We start from the raw sequence: 15154 nt of genomic DNA, 5'->3' as shown, positions 1-15154 counted from the left end.
CTATCTTCAAAAATATGGTTGAATAATTGTTAATAATAGTGTATAATTATTAATATTTTTAAGCACTTTGGCTATGGCTCTTTCAAAATTTCTCGATCCTCGCAATGATTTGTGTTTCAAAAAAATCTTTGGAACGGAAAAAAATAAGAATATCCTTATTCACTTTTTGAACGATATTTTAGGGTTTACTGAGATAAATGCAATACAAGAAGTTGAATTCCTCAGTACTATTATGGATCCCGAAGTTGCCTCTGATAAACAGAGTATTGTTGATGTTCTCTGCAAGGATTCTATTGGTAATAGGTTTGTGATTGAGATGCAGCTTGCTCGTGATAAAGGTTTTGAGAAACGTGCCCAACTGTATGCTGCTAAGGCTTACTCAAGACAATTAGATAAATCTGGCAACTACATTGATTTAAAGAAAGTCTTCTTTATTGCTATTTCCAATTGTAACTTACTTCCTGAAGAAGTTGATTATATCTCTACTCATAATATACGTGATATAAAAACCAACGGCCATTACTTAAAAGATTTTCAATTTATCTTTATAGAATTGCCCAAATTTTCAAAAAGTAAAGTAGAGCAGCTAGAAAGTACAGTAGAAAGGTGGTGTTTCTTTTTTAAATACGCAGAAGAAACAACAGAAGAGGACTTAAAAGAGATAGCAGAAAAAGCACCAATAATAAAGCTAGCATATGATGAATTAGACAAGTTTCGTTGGAACGAAAAAGATTTAGTAGCTTACGAAGAAAGGATAATGGATCTACGCAAAAAAGAAGCCATTCTTGAATACAGACTTGATCTTGCTGAAGAGAAAGGTAGAGAGGAAGGTAGAAAAGAAAGGGAAATTGAAGTCACAAAAGCAATGCTGGCTAATAATGTTGATGTCAACACTATTGTCAAGTTTACTGGCCTTTCTATTAGTGAGATTGAAGAATTAAGTGGAAATCTGTGAACGGTTACACTTGGAAAACCTTTGTGGCATAATTTAAGTGGGCAGCGTAGTCTACGATTACCGCATAATTTACTATATAGATATTCCAGAACATACAGACTTCAATTGAACACAGAAAAGATTCTTATCAAAGTTAATTACCCTTATTATCAATAACTATTAGCTACAGACCAGTTCTTGTTAAGTTACAGTAAAGAAATGAGTCATATATAGCTAAACTGACTTACGACAATTTGAAAAACCATCATTCCGCTACGTGTTAGCGGGATCTATGCCGAGATACCGCGAATGAATCGTGGTATGACGTGTTAGCTATAGAATATAGATCAGAAGTGACAGAGCTTAAAAAAAGGCCTAACATTCTTAATAAACGTAAAAAGCTTTATGAAAATCAGAGTTGGAGTAATAGGCTGCTTAGGCAGGATGGGCAAGAAAATACTCAATGAATTAATTACAAATACCAAAGTGGAAATAGCAGGTGCTGTTGCCCGTTCAGGCAGTAAGTACATAGATTCAGATATTGGACCAATTATAGCCAATCTAGGAATTAAAGTTACAAGTTCTATTAGTGGCATATTTGAGTTATCCGACGTTGTAATAGATTTTACAACTAAAGAATGTATGTTAGACTGCCTTAAAGCAGCTGTAAAATTTAAAACACCGCTGGTTAGTGGCACAACTGGAATAGAAGGTGTCGATTTGAAAGAATATGCTGCTGAAGTTCCAATATTATGGTCAGCAAATATGAGTGTTGGGGTTAATGTGTTGCTGAAATTGGTAAAAAAAGCTGCTGAGCTTTTAGGTAATGAATATGACGTTGAGATTTGGGAAATGCATCATAACTTAAAAAAGGATTCACCATCTGGAACAGCTATAGAACTTGGCAAAACAATTGCTAACGCTTCAAAAGTGGATTTTCAGTCCAATCAATATTTACATAGTGGTTCAAACATAAGAAAAAAGGGGGGAATAGGTTTTGCGGTATCTCGTGGAGGTGGAGTAATAGGAGATCACAGCGTGATGTTTGTCAATTCTGATGAACGGATAGAACTAAACCACAAAGCAATTGATCGCACAACATTTGCTAGAGGAGCTGTTCAAGCAGCAGTATGGCTATACGAAAATAAAAGAGAAATTCCGGGGCTCTATTCAATGCAGGATGTGATATGAGCAATACACGTGCCTCTGTTAAAGATTTAAATCTCTGGTACGGCTCTAAGCAAGTTTTATTCGATATAAATTTGAATATTTATAAAAGAAAAGTTACTACTTTTATCGGACCATCCGGGTGCGGTAAATCAACATTTTTGCGTTGTTTTAATCGTATGAATGACTATGTACCTGGATGCAAAACTGTTGGTGAATTAGATATCGATGGGCTGGGTGATATATATTCACGCGATATGGATGTTGTGCTACTCAGAGCAAAAGTTGGCATGGTATTTCAAAAGCCAAATCCTTTTCCAAAATCAATATACGACAATGTTGCTTATGGACCAAAACTGCATGGTATGGCGAAGGATAAGCAAAAATTGAATGAGATGGTGGAAAATAGTTTAACCAAGGTTGGTTTATGGGAAGAATTGAAAGACAGATTGCAAGATAGTGCACTCAATTTATCCGGTGGCCAACAACAGAGGCTATGCATCGCTCGCGCAATTGCAGTGAAGCCAACTATTTTATTAATGGATGAACCGTGCTCTGCTCTTGATCCAATGGCAACCAATGCAATCGAAAATCTTATACAAGAGCTGAAATTAAGATTTACTATAATTATGGTGACTCATTCAATGAAGCAAGCTAAAAAGTTATCTGATAGTGTAATTTTCTTTCATAATGGCAGAATTGTTGAGTCTGGAAGCACTCAAGAAATATTCGAAAATGCTCAATCTCCCTTAACAAAGGAGTATATCCTGGATCATTAAATTTCTGACCTTACCCAGAAAAAGTGGAGAGAAAGAAAGGAGTTTTTTCGAGTAAAATAAAATTTTGGAGGATTAGAAATGGCAAGAGAATATACGGCAGAATTCAAATTGGAAGCTGTTAAGCTGGCAAATGAACAAAGAAAGGTAGGTCAACCAGTTGCAAAAGTAGCAAGAGATCTAGGAATAAGGGATAGTGTATTAGGAAAATGGATGAAGAAATATAACGAAAAAAAGTCAGCGGCAAATGCATTTCCAGATGTAGCACCTTATGACAAAGAGAGATTTGATTTACAGAAAGAGTTAGCAAAAGTAACAAGAGAAAGAGACATTTTAAAAAAAGCCCTGGCCAGTCAAAAAGAGTAAAATATTTTTTCATAAAAGAGCATAGTAAACACTATAAAGTGCAGGAATTATGTAGGGTTTTCTGCTAGTGGCTACTATAAGTGGACTACAAGGAAAATAAGCAGTAGAGAATCAGCAAATAAAGAGTTATTAGCAGATATTCAAAAAATATATCAAGCTTCTAAATGTAGATATGGAGCTCCTAAAATTCATGCTGAATTGAAGGCTTTGGGTAAAAGTTGCAATTTGAAAACGGTGCAAAGTATTATGCAGAAAAATGACATCAGGGCTATACTGAGAAGAAAGTTTAAAATTAAAAAACAACAAACAGATAATAGAGCTGTAGCTCCCAATATACTAGATCAAAACTTTGTTGTTGATCAACCAAATAAAGTATGGGATTACTTAGAGGTTGTCCGGAAACAAGTAAAAGGCTATAATATCTGAAATTTTAGTACGGGGTAAAGATGAGAAAAAAGTATCCAACAGATCTAAGCGAAAGGGAATAGGCAAGAATAGAAAAACACTTCAGAGTATCATACAAGAAAGGAGGAAGGCCGCCAAAGTATAGCAAAAGAGAAATATTAGAAGCAATTTTCTATGTATTGCGTACAGGGTGTCAATGGCGGTATTTACCAAATGATTTTCCGCTATGGAAGACTGTGTATGAGCAGTTCAGGCAATGGAAGAAGCAGGGAATTTTTGAGAAAATGAATTATGAAATTACAAAATATAGTAGAAGAAAAATAGGAAGGAATGAGCAGCCGAGTGCCTGTATAGTAGATAGTCAATCTGTAAAGACTACAGAAAAGGGGGGATCAAAGGCTATGATGGAAGTAAAAAAGTAAAGGGTAGAAAAAGGCATATAATTACAGACACTCAGGGTTTTATACTAGGTTGTTACGTAGGCGCTGCTAACGAAAATGATAGAGATGGTATTAAAATAGCATTAAACAATATGAGAACAAAATATACTAAAGTTAAAAAAATGTGGGCTGACATGGGATACCAAGGAAGAAATTTAAAGAATCACATAAAGGAAGAATATGACATAGATATTGAAATTGTTACAAGGCCTCCATGTAGATTTTGGGTGCACAAAGATACGCCACCTGAGCTACTACCAACAAGAGAACAAGGGTTTAAAGTACAGCCAAGAAGATGGGTTGTAGAAAGGACTTTTGCTTGGGTTAATAGGAATAGAAGGCTATCGAAGGAGTATGATTTACTCACAACATCCACTGAGAATTTCATATACCTAGCTATGAGTAGGGTTATGTTAAAGAGGGAATATGCTTGAATTTACTTGTTTCCGGACAACCTCTTACATCAAAACCAAGGAGGGATGGCTATATTTGGCAGCAATAATCGATCTATATTCACGCATGGTAGTTGGCTGGTCAATGAGCAGTTCATAAATAAACAATTGGTTATGGACTCTTTATTAATGGCTGTTAACAAGCGTAAACCGTATCCGTTAAGCGGAGTGGCAGAATAAGGTAGACAAGGTGATCTAAAAAGATAATCATAGAGCAAAAGTGAAATAATATGGTAAACCTTTTAGAACTTTGCAAAAATTTACAGCAAAAAATAGAAAGGTTAGAAGCAAAAATAGAAAGATTGGAAAAAGAGAATGAAAGTTTAAAAGCAGAAAATAAGGCTTTAAAGATAGAAAATGCTGAGTTAAGAGAAAGACTCGGTTTAAGCTCAAAAAATTCATCAATACCAAGTTCCAAAGAGTTGTATAAAATAAAAAAGAATAAGCCGAAAAGCGAAAGGAATATTGGCGGTCAGGTTGGTCATAAAGGAAGTTTTCGCGCCAACATGGATGCAGATAAAGTAGTAAAGATAGAGTTGCCTAATACTTGCGAATGCGGAGGAGAAATTGCAATATGTGAAAAACCATATATTCATCAGAAAGTTGATCTTCCAGAAATCAAGCCTTATGTAGTGGAATATCAGTTAGAACATGGCCGTTGTCGGAGATGCGGAAAGAGAAGAAGTAGCAAGTTACCGGAAGGTGTTACGCCAAATACATTTGGTCCAAGGGTTAAGTCAATAATTGCAGCGTTCAGCGGATTCTACAAAAATTCAAAACGCGAAATAGCGAGTGTCGTAAATGATATCTTCAATTTGAACATAAGCGTCGGTAGCATATCAAATAGTGAACATAGAGTTGCTTCAAAATGCAAAAAAATGTATGAGCAGATCGAACAAGAGATAAGTAGGAGTAAAGTTCTACATATTGATGAAACGAGCCATTATAACAAAGGTAAACTCGCTTGGTGTTGGATGTTTGCAAGCAATACGGCAAGTTTTGTAAAATTTACAGAGTCAAGAGGAATGAAAGTTTTACAAAATAGTAAATTCTGCAATCGCAATAGCTTGGTAATAACTGACAGGTATGCAGCATACAATTATTTTGCCGATAAAAACAGGCAAATCTGTTGGGCACATTTATCAAGAGATTTTGAAAGATTAGCACATAGTTGGAATATTGAAGTTAAAGTTCTGGGTTGTTACTTGAGAAACGTGGCCACTGAATTATTTGCACTAAAAAAAGCTTTACTAAAAAGTGAGATAGATGTTTTGAGGTTTGTCAGACGTGCCAGAAAATTAAGAAAACGTACAAAGTATTACTTGAAGGAGATATCTCGTTTACCTGAAGCAATTGGAGCCTCTCGAGTTGCAAAAAATGTTCTGAGATCTGAAAGAATGATGTGGAAATTTTTAGATGACCCAGAAAATATTCCGCTGACAAATAACCACGCTGAACGGCAAATTCGGCATTATGTCGTTTATCGCAAAAACTCATATTTTACACAATCAAAGCGGGGAAATACATTCCTTGAGCGGATAATTTCATTATACTTAATTTGGAAACAAAGGGGTCTCAATCCTTTCCAAAATCTCCTATCTATTGTTTCTTAAACCACTCTCCTGAACGGATACAGCATTTCTGTACTTTTATGGGTTATTTCTTTCCACACTTTTCCAACATAGCTTTTGCTTCATCGCTTACATTGGGCATAACTTTTATTATAATCGTCTTAGCGCCAAAAAATACAGCACAAAACACGCCTAGAGCAAAGAGGGCTGGCCACGGCATCCTGCCAAATATTGCAAGCAAAGCTGCACCAATTATTACTACCGTCATAAGTGGACCGCCTATCCCCCAAACATAACCAATAATATTACATATTACTTGTGTTGTATCATCCATATCAGGACCAGTGATAGCTGCGTAACCTGAGAAAGAGAAAAGCAATACTACACACAAGACACCAAAAAATCCTATTACAGAGCTCATTTTTTTGCCTCTAAGTAATAAATTAACGTAAACCTAAACCTACACATTTTCTATTTTAAAGTAAAAATTATAATTTGTCCATACATAAGTGTTGCTACATAAATAACCCACCATTAATATTGAGCACATGCCCTGTTATATATTTTGCTTCATCACTTGCTAAAAACAAGACCCCTGCTGCTATTTCTTCCCCTGTTCCCATTCTTTTCATTGGAATATTATCTAATATTTTTCCCTTTTGTCCTTCATTTAAAACTTCAGTCATTTTAGTATCTATAAACCCAGGAGCAATACAATTTACTGTTATATTACGACTTGCAACTTCTTTTGCTATAGATTTGCTCATGGCTATTATTCCAGCTTTAGACGCTGCATAATTTGCTTGCCCGGCGTTTCCTGTTAGCCCTATTATTGAGGAAATATTTATAATTCTTCCCCAATTATTCTTAATTAGTTTCCTGCATGCTTCTCTACTCAGCTTAAATATAGAGCTCAAGTTAATATCAATTACTTTTTGCCATGCTTCATCTGTCATTCTCAATAATAAACTGTCTTGCGTAATGCCCGCGTTGCATACAAGCCCGTCAAAGCCTTCCATCAACTCACTTGCTCTGTTTACTAGTTGATTTACTTCCTCAGCATTTGATAAATCACAAGGGAGTACGTGCATATTTTTTTCATATTGTTTAGCAACTTCTTCGAGCACTTCTTTTTTTGTGCCAGAAATACATAAAGTTGCTCCGGCTTTGTGCATAATTTTTACAATTGCTTGCCCTATTCCGCCTGATGCGCCAGTAATCAGGAACTTTCTGCTTTCCAATTTAAGCATAATAACTTTATATTATCTTAATTCCTAACAGAATATTGACTAGTTGGCAATAGATTTCTTACATAATATAAGTAACTCAGATATTCACAAAGTAAAGAAAAAGTTATAATAAAGTTAAACGTCAAAAAATTTTAAAAACATAGTTGATGCAGGAATTGTTACTAAATAGTTTATTCTGGTGCTCTACAGTCTAAATGGAATGCTTAAATTATAGATTCTTTGTTTTTGTGTGTTATCTTGAGTTAACACAAATTCACAGTAGTATTATGATAAGTAAGTTAAAAAAGCTTAGCGCTGGATTTTCTTTGACAGGCTTGATTGGCCATGGTGATAATATAAATATGCAAGGAGTAAAAAATAAAAAGAAGAAGTACCCAAAATTTTTGGATAAGACGTTTGCATTGATTGATGCAGTGATAAATTTTATTTTAAAACGCGAAAGTAATAACGTAAATGAAGTCCTGAAAGTAACATGGGGACCACTATTTTTTGGTCTGGTAGTAATACTCATCTTTTTTGGGATAGGTGGTATTTGGTCGGCTATAGCTCCAATTGACGGTGCGGTGCATGCAAGTGGAGAAGTTATTGTATCTTCAAATAGAAAAATAGTTCAACACTTGGGCGGAGGAATAATAAGCAAAATTTTAGTAAAAGAGGGTCAAGCAGTTAAAAAAGATGAGCCTCTAGTTTTGTTGAGTGATGTTAACGAGAAGGCGAATTTAAGTATCATCAAAGAGAAGCTCTTATCATTTTTAGCAACAGAAGCAAGGCTTCTTGCAATCAGAGTAGATTTGGACACGCTCGAGTTTCCTGATGAGGTTAAAAAATTATCTCACGATGAACTTGTAAATAAAGCGATAAAGAATCAAGTAAAGTTGTTCAACTCTCAGAGAAAGAGCATATTGGGAAAAACAGACATACTGCAACAACGTATAAAGCAGTTAAATGATGAATTAGCGGGGCTAAACTTTCAACTAAATGCAGCTCATAAGCAATATGACTTGATAACTGAGGAGTTGGAAACAAAAAGACAATTACTTGATAGTGGCCATATAAGCAAACCACACATTTTAGCTTTAGAAAAGCAGTTTGCTGAAATTGAAGGCAGAGTTGGACATTACCGTTCTGCAATATCTCAAGTGCAGCAAAAAATTGGAGAGAACGAATTAGAAATTATAAACGTGAGAAATGATTCTCAAGAAAGAGCAAACGCTGAACTTAAGGAAGTTAGTACGTCTATTGCAGACTTGAAAGAGAGACTGATGGTTGCTGAAGATTCATTAGCACGTACAATAATTAAATCGCCTCAAGATGGGATAGTCACAGATATAAGATACCATACTGAAGGTGGTGTTATACAATCTGGAGTTCCGATCATGAGCGTAGTGCCATCGGATGATGACCTAATAATAGATGCTAAAATTCAGACCAGAAACATAGAAGAGATACTGTCAGCACAAAAGAAAGATAGCAATATAGTCTCTATTGATGGGCTAGAAGGGCTAAAGGTTAAAGTTCGTTTAAGTGCTTACAGTGCACGTCGTTTAAGTTTAATTAATGGTATAGTAAGCAATATTTCTCCCGATGCCCTTGATGATCCAAGGCTAGGGCGTTATTATTCAGTACGTGTAGTGATACCAAAACCAGAGCTTGCTCAGTTTAAAAACGTATACCTATACCCTGGTATGCCAGCAGAAGTGTACATAGTTACTCAATCTCGTACTCTTTTATCATTCTTGTTTACGCCTATAATTGCAACAGTCGATAGGTCTTTTATAGAAAGGTAGCTCACTCGTTAAAGTAGTAGTGAAAGTGCCGTAATAAAATTTAGGTACATAATTAGACAATAGGCTTCTTGACCTTACCCAGAAAAAGTGGAGAGAAAGAAAGGAGTTTTTTCGAGTAAAATAAAATTTTGGAGGATTAGAAATGGCAAGAGAATATACGGCAGAATTCAAATTGGAAGCTGTTAAGCTGGCAAATGAACAAAGAAAGGTAGGTCAACCAGTTGCAAAAGTAGCAAGAGATCTAGGAATAAGGGATAGTGTATTAGGAAAATGGATGAAGAAATATAACGAAAAAAAGTCAGCGGCAAATGCATTTCCAGATGTAGCACCTTATGACAAAGAGAGATTTGATTTACAGAAAGAGTTAGCAAAAGTAACAAGAGAAAGAGACATTTTAAAAAAAGCCCTGGCCAGTCAAAAAGAGTAAAATATTTTTTCATAAAAGAGCATAGTAAACACTATAAAGTGCAGGAATTATGTAGGGTTTTCTGCTAGTGGCTACTATAAGTGGACTACAAGGAAAATAAGCAGTAGAGAATCAGCAAATAAAGAGTTATTAGCAGATATTCAAAAAATATATCAAGCTTCTAAATGTAGATATGGAGCTCCTAAAATTCATGCTGAATTAAAGGCTTTGGGTAAAAGTTGCAACTTAAAAACAGTGCAAAGTATTATGCAGAAAAATGGTATTCAGGCTATATTGAGAAGAAAATTTAAAATTAAGAAACAACAAACGGACAGTAGCTCCCAATATATTAGACCAAAACTTTATTGTCGATCAACCAAATAAAGTATGGGATTACTTATATAAAAACCAAAGAAGGATGGCTATATTTGGCAACAATAATCGATCTATATTCACGCATGGTAGTTAATGAGCAGTTCAATAAATAAACAATAGGTTATGGACTCTTTATTAATGGCCGTTAACAAGCGTAAACCTGCCAAAAATCTACTATTACATAGTGATCAAGGTTCACAATATACTTTGCAAGGTTATCAATATCTCTTATCCATAAAAAACATAGATGAGTCATAAAGGTTGTTGTTACGACAATTCTGTTGTGGAAAGCTTCTTCAGTTCTCTAAAAAGGGAGTTACCAATAGACACCTCTCGGCACTCTAAACAGCATATCAAAACTGCTATATTTGAATATATAGAAATTTTTTATAACAAACAACGTCACTATTAACTATTGCATTCCTGAGCATTTTGATTCATCATTCTCTTTGTGAAAAACATTCCAAACTTTCTCTCCACTTTTTCTGGGTAAGGTCAAAAAAAACGCCGATATTTTAGTACATGGTAAATAGCCAACTACCACGGGGCTTCTTTTGCCTTTTTTTTTATTTGGTAGATTTCTTAATGTTTATGGCTAAACGACAATCGTCATCCCGCTACGTGTTAGCGGGATCTAGAGATACCGCGAATGAATCGCGGTATGACGGTTCGTGGCGGTATGACGATAAGGTTTATACCTTGTCATCCCAGTGCTTGACACTGGGATGGCTTTGTTGCATCGCTAGCTATGATGGATTAAAGATAAAAAAGATAGCGAATATCAGTAGCTTATTATTCTGGTATTTATAACAAGAACGGTCAGTGAATACCTAAATTTGAGTAAAAGAAATTTCACTACCACTCACTAATCTGGCTAAAATTCAAGAATTTCAATGCTTTAGCTATTTTCAATAGAATTAAATTTATTAATATAAATAACAAATTACTATTCTTAAATTTGATCAGATTGATTGCAAAAAAACAAGATTTTCAATAGGTTGCTTATAATCCTAACTATAGTTAGCCTTTCATAAGTAGCGATGCAACAAAGCCGACTGGGATCCAGGAATTTTATTAAGTTGGTGAGCATAAAAATAGCTGTTTTACGTTAAAATACAATGTTTTGATGATTATGGAAAGGCTGGATTCCAGTGTCAAGCACTGGAATGACACCATAGGGGCACTGCCATCATAAAGGAACCAGTGTCAGCTACTTGAATGACATCATAGGGACACTGCCCTGACAACCGTCATCCCGCTACTTGTTAGCGGGATCTATGCTTTGAGATACTGCGAATGAATCGCGGTATGACGGTTAAGTAAGGGATCTATGCTAAGAGATGCCAAAGACCTTCATGAAACTTTGCCCATTTGGCTTCTCTAAAGATTTCGTTTACAGAATCTAGTAACTCAGCTATGCAGAATGAAAAAAGTTTGTATGGTATATAAATAGTGTGTTTTTTTTGTAATTATTTTCTATAATACGCAAACCTTTGGTTCAGTAAATGCTACCATAGGCATTAAAAGTTAATTAACAAACTGCAATGTATAATGAAATAAAGACACTTGCAAGATTTTGATCTTGCAAATCATAAACTTATCATAAAGTTTAATAGTGTCTGTTACTGCTTTTAGGTGTGAGGCTAGAGGGTTATTAGCAGTAACAGACACTATTAAACTTATTATAGAATTTACTTAAAGTAAATACTTAATTTAAAATATTATAATATTTTTACTTACAATAGATTTATGTAAATGCTTTTCTCCTCAAATTAGTATTGTACTATTATACTTGTTGAATGCTAAAAAATTATTAACCATCACTAATCTCTATTTGCATAGTAAGTTTATATGTACTATTATACAGTATATCACTTAGTTTTATAGCAAACAAACAAAAGATATGGTGAAGTTATTTGCACTATTGATAATATTTTACTCAAATATATCTGTTGCCTCTGCTCCTACTTCCTGGCAATTTGGATTTCCTGCTCCTGCAACTGAAGTAATGGAGGCTGTAGTTAGGTCACATTCGTTTGTGATGCTTGTGATGGTTACAATAATGCTTTTTGTGTGGGCGCTGCTTGCTTATATAGCGTTTCGCTTTCGTAAAAGCAAAGTAACAAACATAAGTAAAACTACCCATAGTGTTCCTTTAGAAATTATTTGGTTTGTTATACCAACTATCATTGTTGGAATATTAGCCTTTGAAAACGCTAAATTACTGAAGCTACAGGAAGAAATACCGAAAGCTGACATAACACTAAAAGTTATTGGCCATCAATGGTATTGGAGCTACCAATATCCAGAATATCAAGGTGTGTCATTTGATAGTTATATTAAGGGAAAAGAAGACTTTATCGAAGGAGATTTAAAGCTATTCTCTGTTGATAACAACATCATTTTACCCGTTAATACTAACGTTCGTTTACAAGTTACAGCAGGAGATGTGATACACAGTTGGGGAGTACCGGCTTTTGGTGTAAAAATTGATGCGATACCAGGCAGGCTGAATGAGGCGTGGTTTAATATCAAAAAGCCTGGTGTTTATTATGGGCAGTGCTACGAATTGTGTGGTCAAGGCCATGGATTTATGCCAATTGTTGTTGAAGCAGTAAGCAAAGAAGATTTTAATAAGTGGATTGAAAATAGAAAATTAGTGAGTTAAATTTGGAGTATAGATATGAGTGACGTACCAAAGGGCATAAAGCGTTGGTTGTTTTCCACCAATCATAAAGATATAGGGACACTGTACATTATTTTTTCCATATTAGCTGGAATTATTGGTGGATTATTATCGGTGATTATTCGCACTCAGCTAATGCACATTAATATACTTAACAATAACTATCAATTGTATAACGTAATGGTTACAGGGCATGCGTTGATAATGGTGTTTTTTATGATAATGCCAGCCCTCATGGGAGGATTTGGTAACTGGTTTGTACCTCTCATGATTGGCGCACCAGATATGGCGTTTCCTCGTATGAATAATTTGAGTTTCTGGTTATTAGTGTCATCTTTTATTTTGCTCATTCTCTCAGTGTTTATTGGTGAAGGTCCAGGTACAGGTTGGACTTTATATCCACCTTTATCACAGGTAATGTCCCATCCAAGTGCAGGAGTTGACATTGCTATACTTGCACTTCATGTTGCTGGTATGTCGTCAATTGTTGGGGCGATCAACTTTATAGTTACTATATTTAACATGCGCACAAAAGGAATGTCATTAACTAAGATGCCACTGTTTGTTTGGTCTGTCTTGCTAACAGCATTTATGTTGATTGTTGCCTTACCAGTGCTTGCCGGTGCTATAACTATGCTTCTTACTGATCGCAATATTGGTACTTCCTTTTTTGATCCTGCAGGTGGTGGTGACCCTGTGTTATTTCAACATTTATTTTGGTTTTTTGGTCATCCAGAAGTTTACGTAATTATTTTTCCTGCATTTGGCATCATAAGTCAGGTTGTATCAACTTTTTCTCACAGACCTGTATTTGGTTACATAGGGATGGTTTATGCAATGATAGGTATAGCAGTATTTGGCTTTATGGTTTGGGCTCACCATATGTTCACTGTTGGGCTTAGTGCTGACGCTGCTGCATTTTTTAGCACCACCACAATTTTTATCGGTGTTATAACTGGTGTAAAAGTCTTTAGTTGGATTGCAACTATGTGGGGCGGAGCAATTGAGTTTAAGACCCCTATGCTATTTGCACTAGGTTTTATTTTTATGTTTGTTGGCGGTGGCATAACGGGAATAATTCTTTCTCATGGTGGAATAGATAAGCTCCTGCACGACACCTATTATGTTGTTGCTCACTTCCATTATGTCATGTCACTTGCTGCATTATTTGGAGCTTTTGCTGGCTTTTATTATTGGATTGGTAAAATGTCGGGTAAACAATATAATGAGCGCTTAGGTCAAATCCACTTTTGGCTTACTTTTATTAGCACCAATATCACTTTTTTACCTCAACATTTCTTAGGATTTGCTGGTATGCCAAGGCGTATACCTGATTATCCTGATGCGTTTATCCCTTGGAATTATATATCCTCAATTGGTTCGTATATGTCCTTTGTTTCAGTTATGTTTTTTGTGTTTATAGTTATACATCTTTTTAAATGGGGCAAGAAAGCTGGAGATAATCCTTGGGGAGGTGACACCTTGGAATGGACGGTATCTTCACCACCGCCTTTTCATACTTTCGAAAAACCACCAGTGGTAAAATAGAATGTACACAAGTGTTTTGCTAAATGTTGAATCAACAATACTGGATTTTTGGCGTTTGCTGAAGCCAAGGATAATGTATCTTGTGGTATTTACTGCAGTTGCTGGTATGGTTACTGCACCAGGTAGTATGCACCCTTTTCTAGTACTAATATCTCTTATATGTGTTGCTCTTGGCTCAGGATCTGCAGGTGCTATAAATATGTGGTATGACAGAGACATAGATCTGCTCATGGAAAGGACAAAAAACCGCCCTATACCTTCAGGTAGAGTTTCTGCAGAAAGCGCGCTTGAATTTGGTATAACTCTTGGAATATTGTCAGTATTTATCATGGCAATAGCAGTAAATTATATTTCTGCTGCTTTGCTTGCAGTTAGCATATTATTTTACGTTTTCGTATATACAATTTGGCTAAAAAGGCGTACTCCGCAGAATATCGTTATCGGTGGTGCAGCAGGTGCTTTTCCTCCAATGATTGGCTGGGCAGCTGTAACTAATTCTGTCAGTTGGGAAAGTTTCATTTTATTTTTAGTAATTTTTATGTGGACTCCGCCACACTTTTGGGCCCTATCTTTAAATAAGTCTGAAGACTATGCAAAGGCATCGATTCCAATGTTCAATATTGTTTATGGTCCGGAAAAAACAAGAAAATATATATTAATTTATAGTGTCTTGCTGGTGCTAACTAGCTTGCTTCCAGCTCTATTCTTGAAAAAGGCTTTACTTTATCTAAGCATGGCAATTTTTGCAGGTTGCATCTTTATTTGGTACGCTATATCAATTCTAAGATTCAAGAACCACAACTCACAGAAACAAATGTTTTCTTACTCAATTTCTTATCTATTTTCCCTATTTGCCAGTATTATTTTTTGTTCTATTGATTTATTTTAGTTATGAAAGAACGGCAGAAACATAAAAACTATTTTTTCCTTTTCCTTTTGGTAATGCTCGTTGTCACACTTTTTTTTGTTTCTATAATAAAATTTAAAGGTG

General features: G+C 35.3%; 17 protein-coding genes and 2 pseudogenes. 17 read left to right on the top strand and 2 right to left on the bottom strand.

Annotated features, from left to right (window positions below; translation table 11 throughout):
• Positions 1-73: 73 nt before the first annotated feature.
• From ABWU47_RS03970 to ABWU47_RS03930, 9 genes and pseudogenes are all read left to right on the top strand, one after another.
• Positions 74-955, top strand: coding sequence for an Rpn family recombination-promoting nuclease/putative transposase (locus ABWU47_RS03970; protein WP_077188592.1), 882 nt, complete (start codon positions 74-76; stop codon positions 953-955).
• 384 nt (positions 956-1339) lie between these two features.
• Positions 1340-2125 (top strand): 4-hydroxy-tetrahydrodipicolinate reductase, encoded by a 786-nt coding sequence (gene dapB / locus ABWU47_RS03965; RefSeq protein ID WP_006279993.1) that lies wholly within the window; start codon positions 1340-1342, stop codon positions 2123-2125.
• Positions 2122-2880: a phosphate ABC transporter ATP-binding protein PstB gene (pstB, locus tag ABWU47_RS03960; protein ID WP_065094809.1), complete on the top strand. Its 759-nt coding sequence runs from the start codon at positions 2122-2124 to the stop codon at positions 2878-2880. The genes dapB and pstB overlap by 4 nt, the downstream gene beginning before the upstream one ends.
• A 78-nt stretch (positions 2881-2958) precedes the next feature.
• Entirely contained in the window at positions 2959-3243 is a 285-nt protein-coding gene (locus ABWU47_RS03955; RefSeq protein ID WP_038198869.1) for a transposase, read from the top strand.
• 21 nt (positions 3244-3264) lie between these two features.
• Positions 3265-3471, top strand: a pseudogene (locus ABWU47_RS03950) (IS3 family transposase); the annotation flags it as partial.
• Between the two features lie 18 nt (positions 3472-3489).
• Positions 3490-3669: a hypothetical protein gene (locus ABWU47_RS03945; RefSeq protein ID WP_353285578.1), complete on the top strand. Its 180-nt coding sequence runs from the start codon at positions 3490-3492 to the stop codon at positions 3667-3669.
• Positions 3670-3737: 68 nt separating this feature from the next.
• A protein-coding gene (locus ABWU47_RS03940) for an IS5 family transposase (RefSeq protein ID WP_238513981.1) occupies positions 3738-4522 on the top strand; the annotation gives its coding sequence in 2 pieces (ribosomal slippage) (positions 3738-4059 and positions 4059-4522; 786 coding nt in all).
• Positions 4523-4544: 22 nt separating this feature from the next.
• Positions 4545-4690: pseudogene (locus tag ABWU47_RS03935) on the top strand (DDE-type integrase/transposase/recombinase); the annotation flags it as partial.
• Between the two features lie 80 nt (positions 4691-4770).
• On the top strand, positions 4771-6153 hold the full coding sequence (locus tag ABWU47_RS03930) for an IS66-like element ISWen3 family transposase (protein WP_353285577.1): 1383 nt from the start codon (positions 4771-4773) through the stop codon (positions 6151-6153).
• 43 nt (positions 6154-6196) lie between these two features.
• Here ABWU47_RS03930 and ABWU47_RS03925 read toward each other — a convergent pair whose 3' ends face one another.
• Both ABWU47_RS03925 and fabG read right to left on the bottom strand, forming a co-directional pair.
• Entirely contained in the window at positions 6197-6532 is a 336-nt protein-coding gene (locus ABWU47_RS03925) for a TrbC/VirB2 family protein (protein WP_077188171.1), read from the bottom strand.
• A gap of 94 nt (positions 6533-6626) precedes the next feature.
• The gene (gene fabG / locus ABWU47_RS03920) at positions 6627-7361 is read right to left on the bottom strand and encodes a 3-oxoacyl-[acyl-carrier-protein] reductase (protein ID WP_077188170.1); all 735 of its coding nucleotides are present in this window, start codon (positions 7359-7361) and stop codon (positions 6627-6629) included.
• Between the two features lie 266 nt (positions 7362-7627).
• On the opposite strand from fabG, the gene ABWU47_RS03915 reads away from it, so the two are divergent.
• The 8 genes from ABWU47_RS03915 (at position 7628) to ABWU47_RS03880 (ending at position 15052) form a co-directional block, all read left to right on the top strand.
• Positions 7628-9148, top strand: coding sequence for an HlyD family type I secretion periplasmic adaptor subunit (locus ABWU47_RS03915; RefSeq protein WP_186809115.1), 1521 nt, complete (start codon positions 7628-7630; stop codon positions 9146-9148).
• A 142-nt stretch (positions 9149-9290) separates the two neighbouring features.
• Positions 9291-9575, top strand: coding sequence for a transposase (locus ABWU47_RS03910; protein WP_038198869.1), 285 nt, complete (start codon positions 9291-9293; stop codon positions 9573-9575).
• A 21-nt stretch (positions 9576-9596) separates the two neighbouring features.
• Positions 9597-9938 (top strand): IS3 family transposase, encoded by a 342-nt coding sequence (locus tag ABWU47_RS03905; protein ID WP_095866567.1) that lies wholly within the window; start codon positions 9597-9599, stop codon positions 9936-9938.
• Between the two features lie 238 nt (positions 9939-10176).
• Positions 10177-10341, top strand: coding sequence for an IS3 family transposase (locus ABWU47_RS03900; protein WP_081600772.1), 165 nt, complete (start codon positions 10177-10179; stop codon positions 10339-10341).
• Positions 10342-10520: 179 nt separating this feature from the next.
• Entirely contained in the window at positions 10521-10739 is a 219-nt protein-coding gene (locus ABWU47_RS03895; RefSeq protein WP_353285576.1) for a hypothetical protein, read from the top strand.
• A 1093-nt stretch (positions 10740-11832) separates the two neighbouring features.
• Positions 11833-12597, top strand: a complete 765-nt coding sequence (gene coxB, locus ABWU47_RS03890) for a cytochrome c oxidase subunit II (RefSeq protein WP_010962498.1) — start codon at positions 11833-11835, stop codon at positions 12595-12597.
• Positions 12598-12612: 15 nt separating this feature from the next.
• Entirely contained in the window at positions 12613-14163 is a 1551-nt protein-coding gene (gene ctaD, locus ABWU47_RS03885; RefSeq protein ID WP_077188169.1) for a cytochrome c oxidase subunit I, read from the top strand.
• 1 nt (position 14164) lies between these two features.
• The gene (locus ABWU47_RS03880) at positions 14165-15052 is read left to right on the top strand and encodes a heme o synthase (protein WP_077188168.1); all 888 of its coding nucleotides are present in this window, start codon (positions 14165-14167) and stop codon (positions 15050-15052) included.
• Positions 15053-15154: the final 102 nt, after the last annotated feature.

Origin of the sequence: Wolbachia endosymbiont (group A) of Gastracanthus pulcherrimus (genome assembly GCF_964028265.1) — a bacterium.
Lineage (GTDB): Bacteria > Pseudomonadota > Alphaproteobacteria > Rickettsiales > Anaplasmataceae > Wolbachia > Wolbachia pipientis.
The sequence above is the reverse complement of the archived record's forward strand: the minus strand, read 5'-3'. Positions and strand labels throughout refer to the sequence as shown.

Coding starts and splice junctions, on each gene's coding strand:
- ABWU47_RS03925 (WP_077188171.1), bottom strand. CDS start 6,532: ATGAGCTCTGTAATAGGATTTTTTGGTGTCTTGTGTGTAGTATTGCTT.
- dapB (WP_006279993.1), top strand. CDS start 1,340: ATGAAAATCAGAGTTGGAGTAATAGGCTGCTTAGGCAGGATGGGCAAG.
- ABWU47_RS03955 (WP_038198869.1), top strand. CDS start 2,959: ATGGCAAGAGAATATACGGCAGAATTCAAATTGGAAGCTGTTAAGCTG.
- fabG (WP_077188170.1), bottom strand. CDS start 7,361: ATGCTTAAATTGGAAAGCAGAAAGTTCCTGATTACTGGCGCATCAGGC.
- ctaD (WP_077188169.1), top strand. CDS start 12,613: ATGAGTGACGTACCAAAGGGCATAAAGCGTTGGTTGTTTTCCACCAAT.
- pstB (WP_065094809.1), top strand. CDS start 2,122: ATGAGCAATACACGTGCCTCTGTTAAAGATTTAAATCTCTGGTACGGC.
- ABWU47_RS03915 (WP_186809115.1), top strand. CDS start 7,628: ATGATAAGTAAGTTAAAAAAGCTTAGCGCTGGATTTTCTTTGACAGGC.
- coxB (WP_010962498.1), top strand. CDS start 11,833: ATGGTGAAGTTATTTGCACTATTGATAATATTTTACTCAAATATATCT.
- ABWU47_RS03900 (WP_081600772.1), top strand. CDS start 10,177: ATGAGTCATAAAGGTTGTTGTTACGACAATTCTGTTGTGGAAAGCTTC.
- ABWU47_RS03945 (WP_353285578.1), top strand. CDS start 3,490: ATGCAGAAAAATGACATCAGGGCTATACTGAGAAGAAAGTTTAAAATT.
- ABWU47_RS03930 (WP_353285577.1), top strand. CDS start 4,771: ATGGTAAACCTTTTAGAACTTTGCAAAAATTTACAGCAAAAAATAGAA.
- ABWU47_RS03970 (WP_077188592.1), top strand. CDS start 74: ATGGCTCTTTCAAAATTTCTCGATCCTCGCAATGATTTGTGTTTCAAA.
- ABWU47_RS03895 (WP_353285576.1), top strand. CDS start 10,521: ATGGCTAAACGACAATCGTCATCCCGCTACGTGTTAGCGGGATCTAGA.
- ABWU47_RS03910 (WP_038198869.1), top strand. CDS start 9,291: ATGGCAAGAGAATATACGGCAGAATTCAAATTGGAAGCTGTTAAGCTG.
- ABWU47_RS03880 (WP_077188168.1), top strand. CDS start 14,165: ATGTACACAAGTGTTTTGCTAAATGTTGAATCAACAATACTGGATTTT.